Consider the following 17,666-nt stretch of genomic DNA (forward strand, 5'->3'; position numbering starts at 1 on the left):
TTTGTACGAACAGCTTCCATTGGGAAGAATTCGCATGAAGGCACCTGCTTAAGTGCTGCTGCGTGGAAGATGAAATCTACGCCTGGCATAGCATCCTGAACTGAACGCATGTTACGAACATCGCCAATGTAAAATTTAACCTTACCTGCAAGGTCTGGATGCTCAGCCTGAAGCTGATGTCTCATATCATCCTGCTTCTTCTCATCACGTGAGAAAATTCGGATTTCTTTTAAATCTGAATCTAAGAAATGTTTAAGTACAGTGCTTCCGAATGAGCCTGTACCACCTGTAATCATAAGTGTTTTGTCTTTAAATAATTCGCAATTCATAATTATTTACCTCGTATTCGAAAAATATTACTCTTTCATATCATTCTTTTTATTGTTTCAACAATATAAACTAAATCCTTTTTTAACACACCACTAGTATTGATTTTTATATTTTGCTCGAACTTCATTTTGTCTAAATTATCAAAAAACAGCTTTCTTTTCTCATTCTCTGAAACACTTTTTAAAGCTGCCGTATTATATTTATACGCTTCTCTTACATCAACTTCTTCACTTTCAAAATTATTACTTACCCTATCCCATAATTCCTTACCTTTTTCAGAATAAATTACAATCAATGACGTTCCTTTATCATCATTCATTTTATGTGAGAAATTTTCTACTCCCCAAAAATCTCCTACTGTTATATCAGCTTGTCGTTTCTCCCCTTTAAATTTGCAATTATAACAACTTTTTCTTAAAAATAAATTTTCAAAATAACCTCGCATAAATATATCTTTATATGCTTTTTTTTGATATATAAAACCTAGCTTTCCCTTTATAATCAAACTAAAAAATTTCCAACCATATTTTTTATTCCTAAAAGAAATATAGTTAATATCTTTTTCCACACTAGGCACAACATCTTCTAAATAGTTATTCCAAACCAAATTTGAAGGGACTCCATGGCATATAATATCCTGCGTGAATAAATTATCATATTTTTTATCCAAATAACTATACAAACCAGCCACTTGACAAGGCGTACCAGAAAAATAAACCATTTTTCCTTCTTTTAATGCAATACTTATCTTTTTATATATTTCATTAATATCGCTTTGAATATATTTTGAACCCATTAGTCTTTCTATTTCATCTTTGGAGTCAATCAAGACATGTTCAACACTTCTATAATCTTTTGAAAATGCTGCCCCAGCAACTATTCCACCTTGTGAAATAATATACTCAGCCAAGGCTGAAAATATGCCTCCGGATGAGCTATTCAATCTTATAACACTATTTTTATTATACGCAGCATAACCTTGCTTAATATCATTTACCGCAAAGTTATCCTTCAAAACAGGACATTTTTTCTCACATAACAAGCAACCCAAACATTTTTTCTCATCTACTTGCGGGTATAAAAATCCCTCTTCATCTTGTATCATTTTAATACAATTCGCTTGACATATATTATAACAAGCACCACAACCAATACATTTTTCTATCTCTTCAGCTAGCAACATATCTACACCCTTAGACTCTCAAATACAAACTTTTATAAATTCTATCAAAGAATAATCTCCAAAAAACAGCTTTAAAAATATCCTTAGGAAAGTTCTTTTTTATTGAATATACATCTCCGCCTCGATTCTTTGATTCAAAAAAACCTCTTTTTTGAAAATCGATATTAATATTGTATTCTTTTGCTAATTCAACTACTTCTCTTCTCCACTTGCCTTTACCAATCACTCCACCTTCTGCAAAATGGAAAAAATTATTTTCACTATTCAATAATGCATATTCTTTTTCTTTTCTGTGCCACGCATATTTACTTCTATACACTTCCCATTCCCATGGATTTTCGATTCCTTTAATACACTCTAACAAATAGTCTTTTCGCCATAAACCAGGCTGTGTGGTAAGTTTATAATCACATTTTTGAGGTAATTTACCATATATTTGGTTCCATGGTTCATTTACATTTGTACTAGGATGATGATGCAAGTATATAACACCAATACTTTTATCATTTTCCATCTCTTCAACTAACTCATCTAAATCTATATTCGAATTTACAGGAGCAGAAAGAACAAAATCTTCCAATAGCATTATTACATATGGCGAATCTATTTTTTGTAAAGTGTTTATTAGCCTCTTTCCCCAACAATCTTTCTCCTTATATTCAGGAGAAGTAAAAACCTTCAAATCTTTGATTTTTTCATTACAATAAGTGCTAGATTGTGTATTTAAATATATTGGAAGACTACAATCACTCCAACAATTACTAATGCCCGCAAAAAATAAATCCCAGCAATCTTCAAACGCGTCACATGTATTTATTAATATAGCTATTTTTTTATCTGACATATTTTATATTCCTTCCATTAATTATAATCCAATTCTTCTTTTTATATATCGCTGTATTCGGAATATATACCACGTATAATACTTTTCAAAAAAGCCCAACTTAAATCCACTATCCAGGAGTTGTTTTTTATATTCTCTGTAGCTCATATATTTTTTTGATTCAATTGAATTCACATATCTATTATAAATAGTTTGTTTTTTTACATATTGAATCCAATACTGTTTTTCTTCTTGAGGCATTGCACTAATATTCTCTATTGTTAAACAGATCATTTTTTCAAAGTTATCTATTCTATCATTCATAGCACTAAAATCTCTATGATAGTGAGAATGACTAGACTTTCTTAATACATATTTAAAAAGCACCTCATCGATATAGCCATATTTACAATTATATGCTAGTGGTAACATTAATTGATAATTCTGTCCCTCTCTACTTTCGTAGATATTCATGTTAGGGATTGCTTTCTTTAAGGAACTTGTTTTTACAAATATTGTTCCAGGGCAAAATACTACATTTTTATTATCTATTAAATCTTTAAATAAATTGTCGTCGTTTCTCTCCATTCTTTTTAATAAACGTATGGATTTATCTCTATTATTCTCATCAACAATAACGCCCCAATTTAAAACAAAATCTATTGATTCATTTTCACATAAATAGTTTACTTTTTTTTCGATAGCTTCTGGCAAAAATATATCGTCTGCATCCATCCACATCATATAATCGCCCGAAAAACAATGTAATGCCACATTTATAGCAGCGGCTTGCCCCATATTTTTTTCAAGTTTTTTATATATCAGTTTGTATCCACGGACATTAAATTTTTTTTCATATTCTTTTACAATTTCAAAAGTATTGTCTGTTGATGCATCATCAATAAAAATTAATTCAATATAATCATAAGTTTGAGCTAATATTGAGTCTAAATAATATTTCACATAATTTGCCCCGTTATAACAAGGTGTCAAAATTGAAACTAAATTATTTCCCATTTTCTCTTCCCAACTTTATAGTTTTCAGTTTTGTAACTAATATAATCTTTATATATTTAAATTCATCAGTACGCTGCAAGCACAAATAAAACCAAATATTTACCATTATTGTATAGATAATTGCCATTATCACAAATCTAATATATGTGATGTCTTGTATTAACACATTTGTTAACAGCAAAACTACAATCATTGGTGGTGCCAAGCGGACTAAATCTTTAATAAAACAACTAAAATATATTTTAACTGATTCACCTGTAATTCTTTCATATGAAATTATAGGTCTCCTAATAGATTGATACAGTCCCGAAACCAATGTTCCTAAATAAATACCAGGCAATCCCAATATTTTTCCTGCAATAATTGAAATAATAAGATTTAAAGTTGCAGAAAATAATACAACATACTTATCATCATAAAATACTCCATATACTGTTTTGTAATTCAAAAATGAAATTCGCCTTCCGGAAAAATAAAAATTCAGACATATCAAAATTAATGAAAAACTATCAATTAATTTATCGCCGCCAATCCAAATCTTAATAAACGGCTGAAACAAAAATAATAAAGCTAAAGAACAAAATCCATATATCCAATAATTTAATAATTCATATACCTTATATATTTTTAGTGTCTCTTCTCTCCCATCTGCTGCAACCTTATTCCCCAAACTTGGTGTTATATTATTAAAAATAATAGTTACAAACATACTAACAGCATTAATTATCATATTATAATTGTCAACAATACCTATTTGTATAATACTCAAAAAACCCGCTATTATTATGTTGTCAGTCTGATGAATGGCCACTTCTCCCAATTTATGCCATACCAACCCCTTCACATTTTTTTTTATACTATCTAAATCATCTTTCTGAATTTTAGCAGCTCTTTTTTCTTTAATAAATGGATAGTGTACATTAAAATATCTTTGAATGCATATTTTTTGTATGATACGTAGAAATAAACCTATCAATAAATAAAATATAAAATTTTTATATATAATCATACACACTATTTGAACAACATTTGTAGTTATAGACAAAACCATATCAAATAATGTATTAATATATACCTTTTGCTCAGCATTTGTTAAACAAAACTGATAAGAAACAAAGTAGGACAAAATAGTATTTAATAAGTATATAAAATAATATATATATACATTTCCAACATTACTAGGCACTTCAATTATCAAATGTAAAATAGGAATTATACCGACTCCTAACATAAATACCAATATAGCGATTTTCCTATATGTTTTTCGATAAAAATCTAGCAATAACCCTATTTTATAAGAATCATTTTCAGAAACTGGTTTGTACAATGTATAATTCATTGCGGTACCGAATCCAAGCTCTGCAAGTGAAAGTATTCCCAATACATTAGAAAACAGCCCACTTATACCCAAATATTCCATACCAAGATATTTGATAAAAATAGTTCTAGAAATAAATGACAATAATACATTTATAATTTGAGCTATATATGCAATTTTAATATTTTTAAGTGAATTATCTATTCTAGAATTCTTTTCCATCTATCTTACCCTATTATATTTTTTAAATAATTTATCGATTTTATTTTTTCCTTTTTTATTTTCTCGTCTATATAATTATAATCAAGTATTCTTCTATTCACGATTTCGTCAATAGTATTATTTCTACTTACAATCCTATTTTCGCAGTTTGTCATATTTAGTAAACTATATAGTCTTTCATTCATAGACTCTTTACTTCTATCAGATGTTCTTCTAAACACAATAAAATTTTTATGAAATATCAAAGAGAACACTACTGCATGAAAGGAATCTGTACAGACTATATCAGCATCTCTGATCAATGCCAACCATCGTTCTGGCGAAACATCAAATAGTCTTTCATCACCAAAATTCATATCACAACATCTAAACTGACCTAACATATATGGTATTGTAATAATCTTATAATTATTATTTTGAGCCCATAATTTTATTCTTTTCCTTGCGCTAATACTATTCCCTAAAAAATAACAAAATACATATTTTTCATTTTGATAAGAGTTCGGTTCAGCTATTTTTTCCCATTGCTCCGTTTCCAATAATAATGTTGGATCCATTACCCATTCAATATTTTTATCATTGATAATATTGGTTAAATTATTAACATCACTTTTTTCTCTTACTGAAATATAATCATAATCGTAAAGCCATTTTTTTATTAAATTCTTATAATTATTTGGAATGTTTTTAGATGAAATGCTAGCTGCATAAGATGCTTTTATACCACTCTTTACAAAAGTTAACCAATAGAATTTTTTATAATAATCATTCAATGTTAAATTCCATACTTGATCACTTCCCGTTATATAAATATCAAAATCATCACATTCATCTATAGTATTTTCATCATAGATTATATTTGTATGGGGAATACTGAATCTAAATTCATTAAATGACTTTCTCAATACAGCTATCTTTTTATCCGAATTAATTATCTTCCCAATCAAATTGTTTATACTTGAAATGCACTGATTTTTTAGAACTGGTACAAATCTATGTTCAATAAATGCCCTATTAATTCTATTAACCATGCTTTCATTTTTAGGCACATAACATATTTGTTTTGCGTCTTCACCCAAATTATTTATCACTGTACAAAGAGCATATGCTTGTAACACACCACCATAATTACATGAATTAGTATAATGCGTTGTGATTCCAACTTTTTTCATAATATTATTCCTTTTCTAAAAATATATTTATTTAAAAATATTCTCATATCCACTACAAGCAATTGCATCTATCATTTTTTTCTCTGCATAATCTAACGCCATTTTCTTTGTAACTAGTAATTGTTCATCACTCATATTCATATAATACTTAATGCTTTTCCTAAACTGCTCATTATCATCTAAATCAACTATTTTTCCACAATGATATTGTTCTATATCGCTCCAAGGAGTCTTGTTTGAAATAACTGGTATGCACCCAGAAGCCAATGCTTCAAATACAACATGTCCATAATTCTCACCTTTTGTAGGAAACATAAAGATATCATATTTTGAAAAAATATCTATTATTTCAAAAGGTTGAGGTTGACCACAGTATCTAACCTTAATATTATTTGGCAACTCAGCTATTTTATCTTCACACAATTTCCAATAATCTTTATCCTCAACAACACCGTAAATATCAAAATTTACATTTTCATCTATTAGCATTAAAACTTCTATGCATTTTAAAAGATTCTTATGCTCACATATCCTTGATAAAAAGACAATACTATTACTTTTTTGATATAATCTAGCAATGTTTTTTCTTTGTACTTTAAAATCAATTTTCCTAGGTAAATCCTCTGCTATAATATAATTTTTGAGATATTTTGCACCTACTTTATTTGTAAATCCAATCTTTTCATTTTCAGAACTAAATGACCATATTACATTTTTGAAAAAACCTCCTACTGCAAAAAGATATAGAAATACTTTTTTCTTAATACTTTTTGAAGAAAATGCACCTTCTTCAAGTACTCCCATAGGTGCAATAAATATCTGCTTATTATTTCTATTAAATAATCTGCCTTTATTAAGTAATAATAATAGTATTGAATTATTTGCAAACAGACTACATGAATATATAATATTAAATTCTTTATATAATTTGTAAAACATTGGGCCATAATATTCACTATCAGGCATATACATAACTTTTGCATTCTTATAAGGCAACCAGATTTTAGTCTCTATACCCTCATAGACCTTTTTTTCACCCATATCATGATTTTTAGTATATATGTAAATTGATGCCTCTTCACCATAATAATCAACTACATTTTCAATAGTCCTTTGTGGACCTCCTATTTTAAAACCAGGGAAAAAATGAGGGATTATTATTAATACTTTTTTCACTTATCTCATCTACATGATTAAACAACCATGCACCTTTCTTTATAAATTGTTAATAATCAAACAATTAGCACATTTTATTTATTATTCCGCTAACAAAAATAAAAAATATAACATAATAATATGAAGGATTGGCGCCAACTGGCTCCATATTCATATATATTAACATTGATATAACTGCCCCTAACACAAGATATTTTATATTATCCTTGCTAAAAATCTGCTTTGCACAATTAATCAGCGTAAAACAAATATAAAGTATCATTATAACAAACACAAATGTGTTATATCTTCTAGCAAATTCCAGCCAAGTGTTATGAGAACCACCTCCGCGTAATAATTCACTCCCATACCAGCCACCTTGTGGTACATTAATAGCATCCCTTAAACTTTGTATAGCAATTTGAATTCTCACATTATGTAATATTCCACCATCTCTGCCTAAAAAAGAATTCATATATAAATCATGTATTCCCAATATATTTGAAGTAAACATAAGGATTCCTACTAATGCTATTATTAAAATAATACTTAATATGATTACAATTCTCTTTTTTGCTTGTGCAGAATAATTAGGAAAACTGTAAATGACATCGGCACCACCAAGAACTAATAACATAACAGCGCACATAAATACCGTTGTTCTTCCACCTGACTCCAATGAAAAAACAATACACAAAATAACGTTTATAATAGTTATTCTATAAAGATATTTTCTTTTCTTTCGTTCCTTAAATGCATAATATAGAGACGAAACCATTATAATAAATCCAATATCAAAAACCGTACTAACTTCATAATCGTCTTTCCAAAACGAATACCAAGTTCTATCTGTTCGAGGCTCAAAAAATTTATTTATATGATCTAATATTGCCTGAAAAAACATTCCAAAGTTCAATGCTGTTATTCCCCAACATGTTCTAACAGCATATTTTCTCCTATCGTTTCCGACACTTGCATTTCCAAGCAAATATATCATTGGTAAAACAAATACCAGTCTCACATCACTCCACATCATATTCAACCACGGTTCGCGCATATAAGCAATATTTGCAATTATAAGGGTTGCCGTACTGATTAATATAAAACTAATATCAAAAGGATTCTTTTTTATATCTTCAAATATATGATATAAAACAAAAGGAATTGAACACCAAAATGTTGTTCTCAAATCAATAATTCTATACATAAATCCGTACACAAACACAGTTGTGCACAGTGCTAAGAACATATATTGCTTCGACTTTTCCGAATATAATAATTTATGCAGTGCTTCTAGTTTTTCTTGCATTCTAATCTCCATTAATAATATCTATACTTTTTATGAATGTGCATCTATCATTTATACCATACAATAATTTAATAACTTCAAAATGATTTATAATTCTATACTTTTTCTATCTTACAAACATGATGCTTATTTCCTTCAGCATTAACATTAACATCCTTATCATAATTAATTTCAACTAATACTATTTTGCCCTCGTATTTCTTTAAAGCACATCATTAATTGCCAATGCTGTTTCCTAATTATTGTCTAATGCATCTATATCCTAGTATTTTAGTATGTCCCAGCAAGCCATAGTCTAATATAGTTTCGCATCCAATTCCCTGCTCTGCAAGTTTCCCAGCAATATCATCATAGCTCCAAGCATCGCCAACAAGTAACCAATAATTTTTTCCATCATCAGGTATTTTTAATTCATTTATGTCCAACACTACTTCATATTTTTTCCCGCTGAAGTAATAATTAGGCATGGTCAAATCTTCGAAATCAGTAATAATAACATCATCTTCATCCATATTAGCAACGATGCCTCGTACCATATTAGTGCGATTAGATATATCTAAATCTTCATAATAAATTGCTTTGTAAGAAGGAATAAAAGAAACAATACTATACACCAAAAAAATTGCGACCCATACATGACCTAATTTCATTCTTGAAAAGGCCACCCCAAGCACTAACCATGCCACTGGACATACTACATAAATATACCGTGTTACAAAGAATGGGCTTAACAACGCTGAAATACCTATTCCTACCGCCATTGTGCCAACCACACTAATCAGTCCTGCTGCTATAAATGGTACTAATACAGACATCTCTGGCTTTTTTGAAATCAGTAGATGATAGCCTGCTATATATGGTACACTGATATCCTCATCCTTTTCCCATTGAAGAATTCTTACTTCATATAAAATAGCAATAACTAACATCGTAATCATTATCAACCATATTCCAAGTGTGAACTTGTATGACACTATAAAATTGAAACAATCACTAAACGTAGAATTCTCTGATATCCAATAATTATTGATTCGCGCTGTTAAGCTATTTATAAGAACAATTAACCATGGTAAATAAACTACTATGGCTACTAGTATTATTATCAATATCCTTTTTATGTCTTTTCTCTTTAAGACACACCTAAAAAACAAGAACGCATAAAAGAATGCTACAGCTATAAGAGCATAGTAGTGTGTATATGCTGCTGCAAGTGAAAATACAGAAAATAGTAACCAATCCCTTATTCTATTTTCAATCATAATATTGTAAAAACAATAATAGCTGAAAAATACCAACATTGCAGCCCATGAATACATACGTATTTCTACATTAAAACGTAATGCTGCATCCGAAATAGATGTAAAGGTCATTACTATTAAAGCAGCTTCTGCTCCAAATTTATCCCAAATTACTGTTAATGAAAATACTAGCAACACTGCCAGCGGAACAATCGAAACTAAATGAAGTGACCAACCATGCTCCCCTACAACGGCACAAAATGCCTTTGTAATTAAGTAATACAGAGGAGGATGCACGTCATTGGCAGTAGTTTGTAATAAGCCTGGTATATTCTGCTTTATAATGTTACCTGTGAAGGCTTCATCTAGCCAAAGAGCTTCATCAAAAATCCTTATAAAATTTACATAAAATAAAACGATTGCATATATTGCAGCTATTATTCTTGGAAACTTTTTTATAATTCTCATCTACTCTACTATGTCCTCAATATTTATTCAAAATCAATATCAATCCTATCGAACTCCACCGACTCAGCATTATCATTAACTAAATAAAACTGAATATCTTCAACATAGTTTGCAATTTCCACTTCCAACTCAATCTTATTATCATCCTGAGAAATAATATTGTACTCTATACTATCTGGAGATATTTCTGATTTTACATCTACGCCACAATCTCCTAGATTTCTACCATTGTAAACTACTGTATACTTTCCTGGAGCTATCTTTTTATAAGGTCCATGGATCACGCCACCTTGTGAAAGAACAATACTATCATCGCTACGGCTTCCAACATAATTATAGAACATCTCTCTAGGGCTTAATACACCATCTTTCAATCCATCCGTAAGTCTATCGCATATGTCTTCCGCAAATACATATACCAATATGTTTTCCGTTCCATATAATTCATCGAAATATGGATTAGATATTACAAAAGTATCAATTGGCTTAGTAGCAAATGTTGATATAAAATCTCCTCCTGCCACGCTAACCAAATACTCAACCTCTGAATCTGTTAATAATACACAGCACTTTCCATCCTTATATTCATAGCAGCTGTTATCACAGTTCGAGTACTGTTTCATGAAAGATGCTTCTGCAATGTCTACTCCTCCAAATGTAAGCTTTCCATCAGAATAAACTTCATTTGGATATCCAAGCCAAAAAGTAGCATAACCTTTTGTCACGCCATGTGACACCAGCTCTGCGCCGATAGATTTCTGCGCTTCATACTTTTCCTGCCAATTAGTTGTAATCTTTAAAAGGTTTTTACAATAAAGACCTGAAAGTATCAAGAAACAACATGCGCAGGCTATCTGAACCTGTATCATCTTGACTGAAACTATTTTTTTGTAAATATAGTTTGCAGAAACAATTACCAACAAAAATGATGTGCTTAATAAATATCTAACCTGAAGCAAATCACCTAATACTGTAGCAAGGAGCATCTCCGCATTATGCATAAGCATAAAAGTAAAAAATACTTTTTCTGCTTCCTTCATGCTTTTATACTCCACAGCCTGAAGTACAGGAATCAATAGACATACAGCAACACATACCAAAATGCACACTATATTAGCAAGCCCAGATCTGTCTGAACCATAACCAAATATAATAAACAAATTCGAAAAGTATATTTTCAAATTTCCTATGATATGGCTCATGCCAAAGCTTAATGTAGGATTACTGTTACCACCGAAATTCATATTATGTGTGCTACAAACAACTTTGTATAACAAATATCCTAATGCTGCTGGTATAACTAGCTTTAATATGCTATCTCTTACCACGGCAACTATATTATTTCGGTCTCGGTTAATTATTACAAAATAAATAAAAAGTGTCGCTATAGTAGGCAATAAGTATTCTGCAATATGACGTTTGCCACCAAGTATCATCAAAAAGAAAATCACACTGTGAATGGCTGTATGGAATAGTGTAGTCTTTCTATTAATAACATCCAGCCAAAACATTCCTAAAACAAATGTGAATATTATTATGAATCCACAGTATGCACCATGTAGAAATATCATCATGCGTGCTTCTTTACCGCACAAGAAAACACTGAATAATGGTATAAAAACTAGCCAAAAATTGTTATTAAAAAACTTTTTTGCAAACCATATAACCGAAGCTATTGATAAAGTAAATACAATACAGTTTGAGATAACGATAGCCAGTACCTTATCCTTTAGAATAGCAAGCATTAGTACATTCACAGGAACTCTGGTAAATGCATAGATTTCACCATTTACTGCATTCCATGATGTAGGATATATGCTTTTAGCATTTACTATTGCATGATAAAAACGATATACCAGCGCAACGTCTGAGTTTATCGTTACTCTTCCATATGTAAGTGCCGTAAAGATTACTGCTAGATAGCAGATTAGGGCTGTAACAAATAAAACTATATTTAGCTTTCCACTATCTTTAATTCTTTTTAACATCAAATGTCTCCCTTTTATTCCTCTATAACATATCTTATCGAAGCTTTTTTGTAATATACATTAGGCATGATTATATCGTTTGAAAAAATTTCATCTAATGGTAGATTATAAACATCTTCTTCCACTAATCCTACATACAAGAAATATGGAGACCAAGCTGGTTCTGATTCTCTAGTAATAACCACATCATCTTCTTTAGAATTTTCTATTTCTAAAATAATACCATTCCAATAATCATAGCTTTCTGCTATAAGCTGGCGTTTATCAACAATATCTATCTGTACTATCTTTGAATAATTATTATTATGCAGGAGTGCAATTATTGATAGCACTCCAAAAATTCCGTATACAATAAACTGTTTATTACCTTCAAGAATGCTTGCACACTTAGGCGCTATTAATCGTCCAAAACGTACACATCCTATAGATATTCCAATCATTATTATGTAATCAAAAAGATATTGCATTCTAACATCTAGATATGTAGTAGTCATTGCTCGTCCATATACGTATGGGAACACTGCTCCAAAAACAACTATAAAAGTTAAGATTGCAGTAACAATAATATTGTTTTTGCCAGCCATTTTACCTGCTTTAATTCCGAATAGAACAAGACAAACAAAAATAATTATTGCTAACGGATGACGTGCTAACATGTCCTTAAGTCTTACAATAATATCTATCACTATCTGTTTCGCTGACATCAACGCGCTAGGCTGTACATCATAAGAATCCTGTCTTGAAAAATTACCCGGTGCAAACACGCAAGATATTCCACCGATAACAAACACTATCAATGGCATTAATCTGTTTATAAGTTTCTTTTGGTCCTTTAAGTCTAATCTATAAAGAACAAAAACCACATATAAATATAATACGCCTATTGGCACATCCATAAATTCATTGGTCGCAGGAATCAATCCTGCAAGGATAAGTCCAATATAAAACTTTCTATCAAGTGTTTCCTCATAACGTATCGTAAATGCGATAGTAAGCATTAACAATGCAAATGGAACGGTATACGCCGTTGAACCAATGTACCAATTGTATGCTTCTGAATAATAATATGTGGTAAATAGCACTGCTATAATCAAAAACGTAACTATCTTTACCTGTCTATCGTTTAGTTCTAGCACTTTTCCAAGGATAATTCTAAAAGAATAAAGCATCAGTGCAAAAACTAGTAAGAATACAACAATATCGCAAATACCATAAAATCTACCCATATGTCTTTGTATATTCAATGGATTTATCAAGTTCTGCAAGAAAAATGTAAGCCATCTTCCACTATGATTCTTCCAGTTCCATACAGCATAGCCAATAGCATTGAATAATACATTATTCGAAATTGTCTTGCTTCCAAATGAAAAATCATCACATGCTGGAACTGAATTATACATGCTATATGCCATAGGAAGTATCAATAGTACATAGCAAAATCCCAATATTATGTTAATACTCTTTCCATCTAGTTTTCCTTTTAGGCCCATCTATCTGTATTATCTCCTAATATATTTTCTCAAACAGGTCATTATACCTATCATACATAGCCTTTTTTTCAAAACCATTAGCCTTCTGCACGCAGGCATTCACTTTTGCTTCATCCTTAGCTCCCAGTCTTGTAATTCCAGCAATAAGACCTTCTTTATCGTACTTGTTCACAAGCACTCCGCAGCTTTCGTCTATTTCTTCCCTGCATCCACCTGTATCATAAGTAACCACAGGTGTGCCACAGGCCAATGCCTCTAAGATAACTGTAGGAAAATTGTCCTCCACAGAAGCATTTACAAATACATCTGCCTCTGAATAAATCTGCACAAGCTGCTGCACGTTATCGGTACGAGTAATGGCAACGATTTCTTCAGGTACTTCCGCCACTTGCTCTTCCTGCAAGCCCACGATAACCAGCTTGTAATCCTCAGGCAGATGAGTGCCTATATATTTAATATCTTCAAAGCCCTTTCGCACTGTCCATTCTGACGCAAGTGCCAAGACAACCTTTTTTCCTTCCAGGCCATAGCTTTCCTTGAAGCGTCCCTTATCAGGCTTGAACACATTCAAATCTATTCCATTATTAATGACTTCCACTCTGCAATCCTTTAGGAATGACTGCTTTACTAGCTCTCCCAGCCATGCAGATGGAGTAACAATTGTCAGGTTCTTGCTGATTCCGGCAAACAGAGCCTTCTTCTTATCAAAGTTAGCACTAGACCTATCTAACAAGCTAGATGCTGGGTATGATTTCTTTTGAGGGCAATGCTCACAATGGCTCTGCCATTTATCACAGCCGGCCAAATCAAAATAAGCACAATGCCCTGTAAAAGGCCAACAATCGTGTAGTGTCCATACCACTGGAATGTCAGCCTCTTTCAGATAATTAAATAATATTTCGTAATTTAAATAATAGCCGTGAATGTTGTGAAGATTCACCACATCTGGCTTGTATTCTTTAAGCTTGTTAACAAGCTTTCTGGTAGCCATTTTAGAGCCTAAGCCATGGGCATCAAATAGCCTGGTCAGCATGAAATGCCAAACCAAATCCCACTTGCTACCAATCTTATATCTATTTACATCTGTGTTTTCGTTGCACTGTCTTCCGTAGCACACCAACGCTTCATTCTCATCACTGGCTGATACGAAATTAGCATATATATCATCACAGATAGTGGCAGGGCCGCCGCCTTTACCACTTTCTGCATTTATAAGCACAAGTTTCATTTTCTATCTCTTTCTAAGATATTTTTTAGGAATCATGTACATAAGCTTACCCTGCTTGCACAGTGTCTTTAGCACGCTTATCATTTCCTTAGAGCTATTAATCACGCCTAGGTTACAGCCTAGCTTATCATCCTCTTCAAGTACGCCTGCTTCCTTTAATCGGCCTGATGTACGTTCTTCCATGCAGTACTGATACCAATGGTCTGCCTGCACGCTGATAGTCTTTTCTGTAACCTCACCATCTATTCTAACCTTATAGGTGCGCTGTTCGTACCAATCCATAACTGGCCACTCGTCACCCATAAATTCGCACAGTGCATGTATACCCATGGTATTGCTACCACTTGCCTTAACGCCTACAAACAATATCTTTGCATCCTGATCTAGCAGATACTGCCATGCACTATTTTTATCATAAACTCCTACCTGCTCAGTATCCTTCGACATCATTTCTGCTGCCTTAGGTCCCATGGCAGCCAAGGAATTATATGGGAAGCTAGTGCGTATTACATCAGCATCTCCTATAAACATGTTTGGTAGCATTCCTGTCCAACACAAGGTTTTCTTTGGATCGTATGGTCTGCTTTTAGCTGTAGGTGGCTTTAGATTAGTGATAGGAAAACATGGTAATACAAATGTAACCTGTTTATCCGCAACCTGTTGCTTCATAAATACCATAAAGGCTTCTGCAGTGATTCCAATAGCCTCTAAGCCATCCATAGATGAATGGATGAGAACTACATCATCCTTAACAAGAACGCTATCAAGCCTTGCAAAATAATCCTTAGCAAGCTGTGGGTTAATATCTTTTGTCTCTGGCACCTCACTAGACTTATTGCTATTAGCTCTCAGCTTCTTAGCCATCTTTTTAAGTTTTGTACAATTGTTAAGTATGATTCTTGAACCTACTTCAATAAAACCATACTTTTCTAACAATGAAAGCTCCATATTACAATCTAGCCTCTACAAATGCTACGAGCTTGTTTGGTGTAGCCATCTCGTCCTTCTTAATATCTTCTGGTGGAATTTCAATATCGAACTCTTCCTCAATGCTCATGAGAAGCTCGATAAAATCCATAGACTCTAAAAGTCCAGTATCAAACATATTTACATCCTTCTTGGTGTAAATAATTTTGTCATCGCAAACTTCGTAAATTAAATCTAAAATCTTCTGTTCCATGTTTATCTCCTATAGCATTTCCTTCAACGCTCTTCTATCAGCCTTACCATTATTTGTCATAGGCATTTCATCTAGCACAATGCATTTCTTTGGCACCATGTAGTGTGGGAGCTTTTCAGCAATATATTTTCTGACACTCTGTGAATACTCGAATTCATCCTCAACAGGATGATCAAGTGTTACGAAAGCTGCCAGTCCCTTTACTTCTCCACGCTTTTCAATTGGAAGAACTACGCAGTAGGTTACATCATCCATTTCTAGGATGTTGCTTTCAATGTCTCCAAGCTCAATACGATAACCGTTCAGCTTAATCTGAAAATCCATTCTGCCGCAATAATAAAGGAGCTCTTTTTCCTTGTAGCCCTCATCGCCAGTCTTGTAAGCCCACATCTCGCCATCTGGTGTAGATAGCTTGAAGAACTTATCTGCAGTAAGCTCTGGCTGGTTCAAATAACCTGCTGCAACAGTGTTTCCAGCAATAACTATTTCGCCCTTTTCACCCTCTGGCTTGCCTGGGTATGTATATTTATCATCCATGATGAAAATCTTTGTTCCTGGCTTGTCGTATCCAATAGAAAGTGGATGTTCCGAGCCGGCCATTTCATCATTTATAACTACTTCTGTAACAGCAACTGTGGATTCTGTAGGGCCATAGGTGTTAATAACCTCTGCATTAGGGAAACGCTTCATAAGCTCCCTTGCTGTCTTGTTTGTAAGTACCTCTCCACAGAATAAGAATGTTGTGAAATCTGGAAGATTCTCACCGTTAAACTCCTTGTTAAGGAGACATACATTCATAAAAGAAGGAGTAGACACCCAAACATTTAATCCGCTTTCTTTAAGCTTAGAGTGCATAAGGCCCATATCCTCCTGCACGCGCTTTTCCATAGACCAAATAGTACCGCCTGTGTAAAGTGATGTGTATGTATCCATCACTGAAAGGTCAAATGAAAATGGAGCCTGATTAAGATAAGTAAGTTGCTTCTTATCTGTGCTGCGATTCATTATCTGCTCCATCCAGTCCAGATAATTATCAAGGCAATCTGCTGTAATCATTACGCCCTTTGGCTTACCAGTACTTCCTGATGTAAAGATGATGTAATATACATCACTTCCACTTACATAGTTATCCTTTGGAAGCTCTACCGCATCCTCAGATACCATGGTATCAACCTCTGATTTATTCCATTTATTTACAGCTGTAACCTCTGTATCTACCATTGCAATAAGAAGCTTTGTCTCGGAAGCCTCTACTATATCCTTAAGACGTTCCTGTGGCATTGAAATATCTACTGGGCAATAAGGATGGCCTGTCTTTACACATGCCAAAAATGCTGCAAGCATAAGTGGTGATTTATGACCATAAACAACTACTGGCTTTTTATCACATTCCACAGTTTCATTAATGTGCTTTGCTATCTTATCTGAATAGCTCCAAAGCTCACTGTAAGTAATGGTCTCATCTGTGAATGCATTCTTAAATGCCACAACCTCTGCTTCTGTTTTTGAATAGTTTTCTAATCTCTTTAGTAATTCCATAATTGT

The 17,666-nt window shown here is 32.4% G+C and carries 15 protein-coding genes; all 15 read right to left on the reverse strand.

Annotation, left to right across the window (positions count from 1 at the left end; all coding sequences use genetic code 11):
* On the reverse strand, positions 1–329 hold a 329-nt coding region (locus tag BM097_RS09905; RefSeq protein WP_143084977.1), incomplete at its 3' end, for a polysaccharide biosynthesis protein.
* A gap of 35 nt (positions 330–364) precedes the next feature.
* Positions 365–1,513: a Coenzyme F420 hydrogenase/dehydrogenase, beta subunit C-terminal domain gene (locus tag BM097_RS09910; protein ID WP_090548829.1), complete on the reverse strand. Its 1,149-nt coding sequence runs from the start codon at positions 1,511–1,513 to the stop codon at positions 365–367.
* Positions 1,514–1,523: 10 nt separating this feature from the next.
* Positions 1,524–2,357 carry a hypothetical protein gene (locus tag BM097_RS09915; RefSeq protein ID WP_090548832.1) on the reverse strand — a complete coding sequence of 278 codons (834 nt, stop codon included), beginning with the start codon at positions 2,355–2,357 and terminating at the stop codon, positions 1,524–1,526.
* A gap of 21 nt (positions 2,358–2,378) precedes the next feature.
* The gene (locus BM097_RS09920; RefSeq protein WP_090548834.1) at positions 2,379–3,353 is read right to left on the reverse strand and encodes a glycosyltransferase family 2 protein; all 975 of its coding nucleotides are present in this window, start codon (positions 3,351–3,353) and stop codon (positions 2,379–2,381) included.
* Positions 3,343–4,893, reverse strand: coding sequence for a lipopolysaccharide biosynthesis protein (locus tag BM097_RS09925; RefSeq protein WP_090548837.1), 1,551 nt, complete (start codon positions 4,891–4,893; stop codon positions 3,343–3,345). The genes BM097_RS09920 and BM097_RS09925 overlap by 11 nt, the downstream gene beginning before the upstream one ends.
* A 5-nt stretch (positions 4,894–4,898) precedes the next feature.
* Positions 4,899–6,065 (reverse strand): polysaccharide pyruvyl transferase family protein, encoded by a 1,167-nt coding sequence (locus tag BM097_RS09930; protein ID WP_090548840.1) that lies wholly within the window; start codon positions 6,063–6,065, stop codon positions 4,899–4,901.
* A gap of 27 nt (positions 6,066–6,092) precedes the next feature.
* On the reverse strand, positions 6,093–7,241 hold the full coding sequence (locus BM097_RS09935) for a glycosyltransferase (RefSeq protein ID WP_090548844.1): 1,149 nt from the start codon (positions 7,239–7,241) through the stop codon (positions 6,093–6,095).
* Positions 7,242–7,305: 64 nt separating this feature from the next.
* Positions 7,306–8,529 (reverse strand): hypothetical protein, encoded by a 1,224-nt coding sequence (locus tag BM097_RS09940; RefSeq protein ID WP_090548847.1) that lies wholly within the window; start codon positions 8,527–8,529, stop codon positions 7,306–7,308.
* Positions 8,530–8,768: 239 nt separating this feature from the next.
* Positions 8,769–10,235: a glycosyltransferase family 39 protein gene (locus BM097_RS09945; protein WP_090548850.1), complete on the reverse strand. Its 1,467-nt coding sequence runs from the start codon at positions 10,233–10,235 to the stop codon at positions 8,769–8,771.
* A 23-nt stretch (positions 10,236–10,258) separates the two neighbouring features.
* Complete coding sequence (locus BM097_RS09950) at positions 10,259–12,223, reverse strand: hypothetical protein (RefSeq protein WP_090548853.1); 1,965 nt, start codon at positions 12,221–12,223, stop codon at positions 10,259–10,261.
* Positions 12,224–12,237: 14 nt separating this feature from the next.
* Positions 12,238–13,713 (reverse strand): DUF6056 family protein, encoded by a 1,476-nt coding sequence (locus BM097_RS09955; protein ID WP_090548856.1) that lies wholly within the window; start codon positions 13,711–13,713, stop codon positions 12,238–12,240.
* A gap of 16 nt (positions 13,714–13,729) precedes the next feature.
* Positions 13,730–14,941 carry a glycosyltransferase gene (locus tag BM097_RS09960; protein ID WP_090548859.1) on the reverse strand — a complete coding sequence of 404 codons (1,212 nt, stop codon included), beginning with the start codon at positions 14,939–14,941 and terminating at the stop codon, positions 13,730–13,732.
* A 3-nt stretch (positions 14,942–14,944) separates the two neighbouring features.
* Positions 14,945–15,889 (reverse strand): AAC(3) family N-acetyltransferase, encoded by a 945-nt coding sequence (locus BM097_RS09965; protein ID WP_090548862.1) that lies wholly within the window; start codon positions 15,887–15,889, stop codon positions 14,945–14,947.
* Position 15,890: 1 nt separating this feature from the next.
* Entirely contained in the window at positions 15,891–16,121 is a 231-nt protein-coding gene (gene dltC, locus BM097_RS09970; protein WP_090548865.1) for a D-alanine--poly(phosphoribitol) ligase subunit DltC, read from the reverse strand.
* 9 nt (positions 16,122–16,130) lie between these two features.
* Complete coding sequence (gene dltA, locus BM097_RS09975) at positions 16,131–17,660, reverse strand: D-alanine--poly(phosphoribitol) ligase subunit DltA (RefSeq protein ID WP_090548868.1); 1,530 nt, start codon at positions 17,658–17,660, stop codon at positions 16,131–16,133.
* Positions 17,661–17,666 lie beyond the last annotated feature (6 nt).

The organism is Pseudobutyrivibrio sp. OR37 (genome assembly GCF_900113655.1).
Taxonomy (GTDB): Bacteria; Bacillota; Clostridia; order Lachnospirales; family Lachnospiraceae; genus Pseudobutyrivibrio.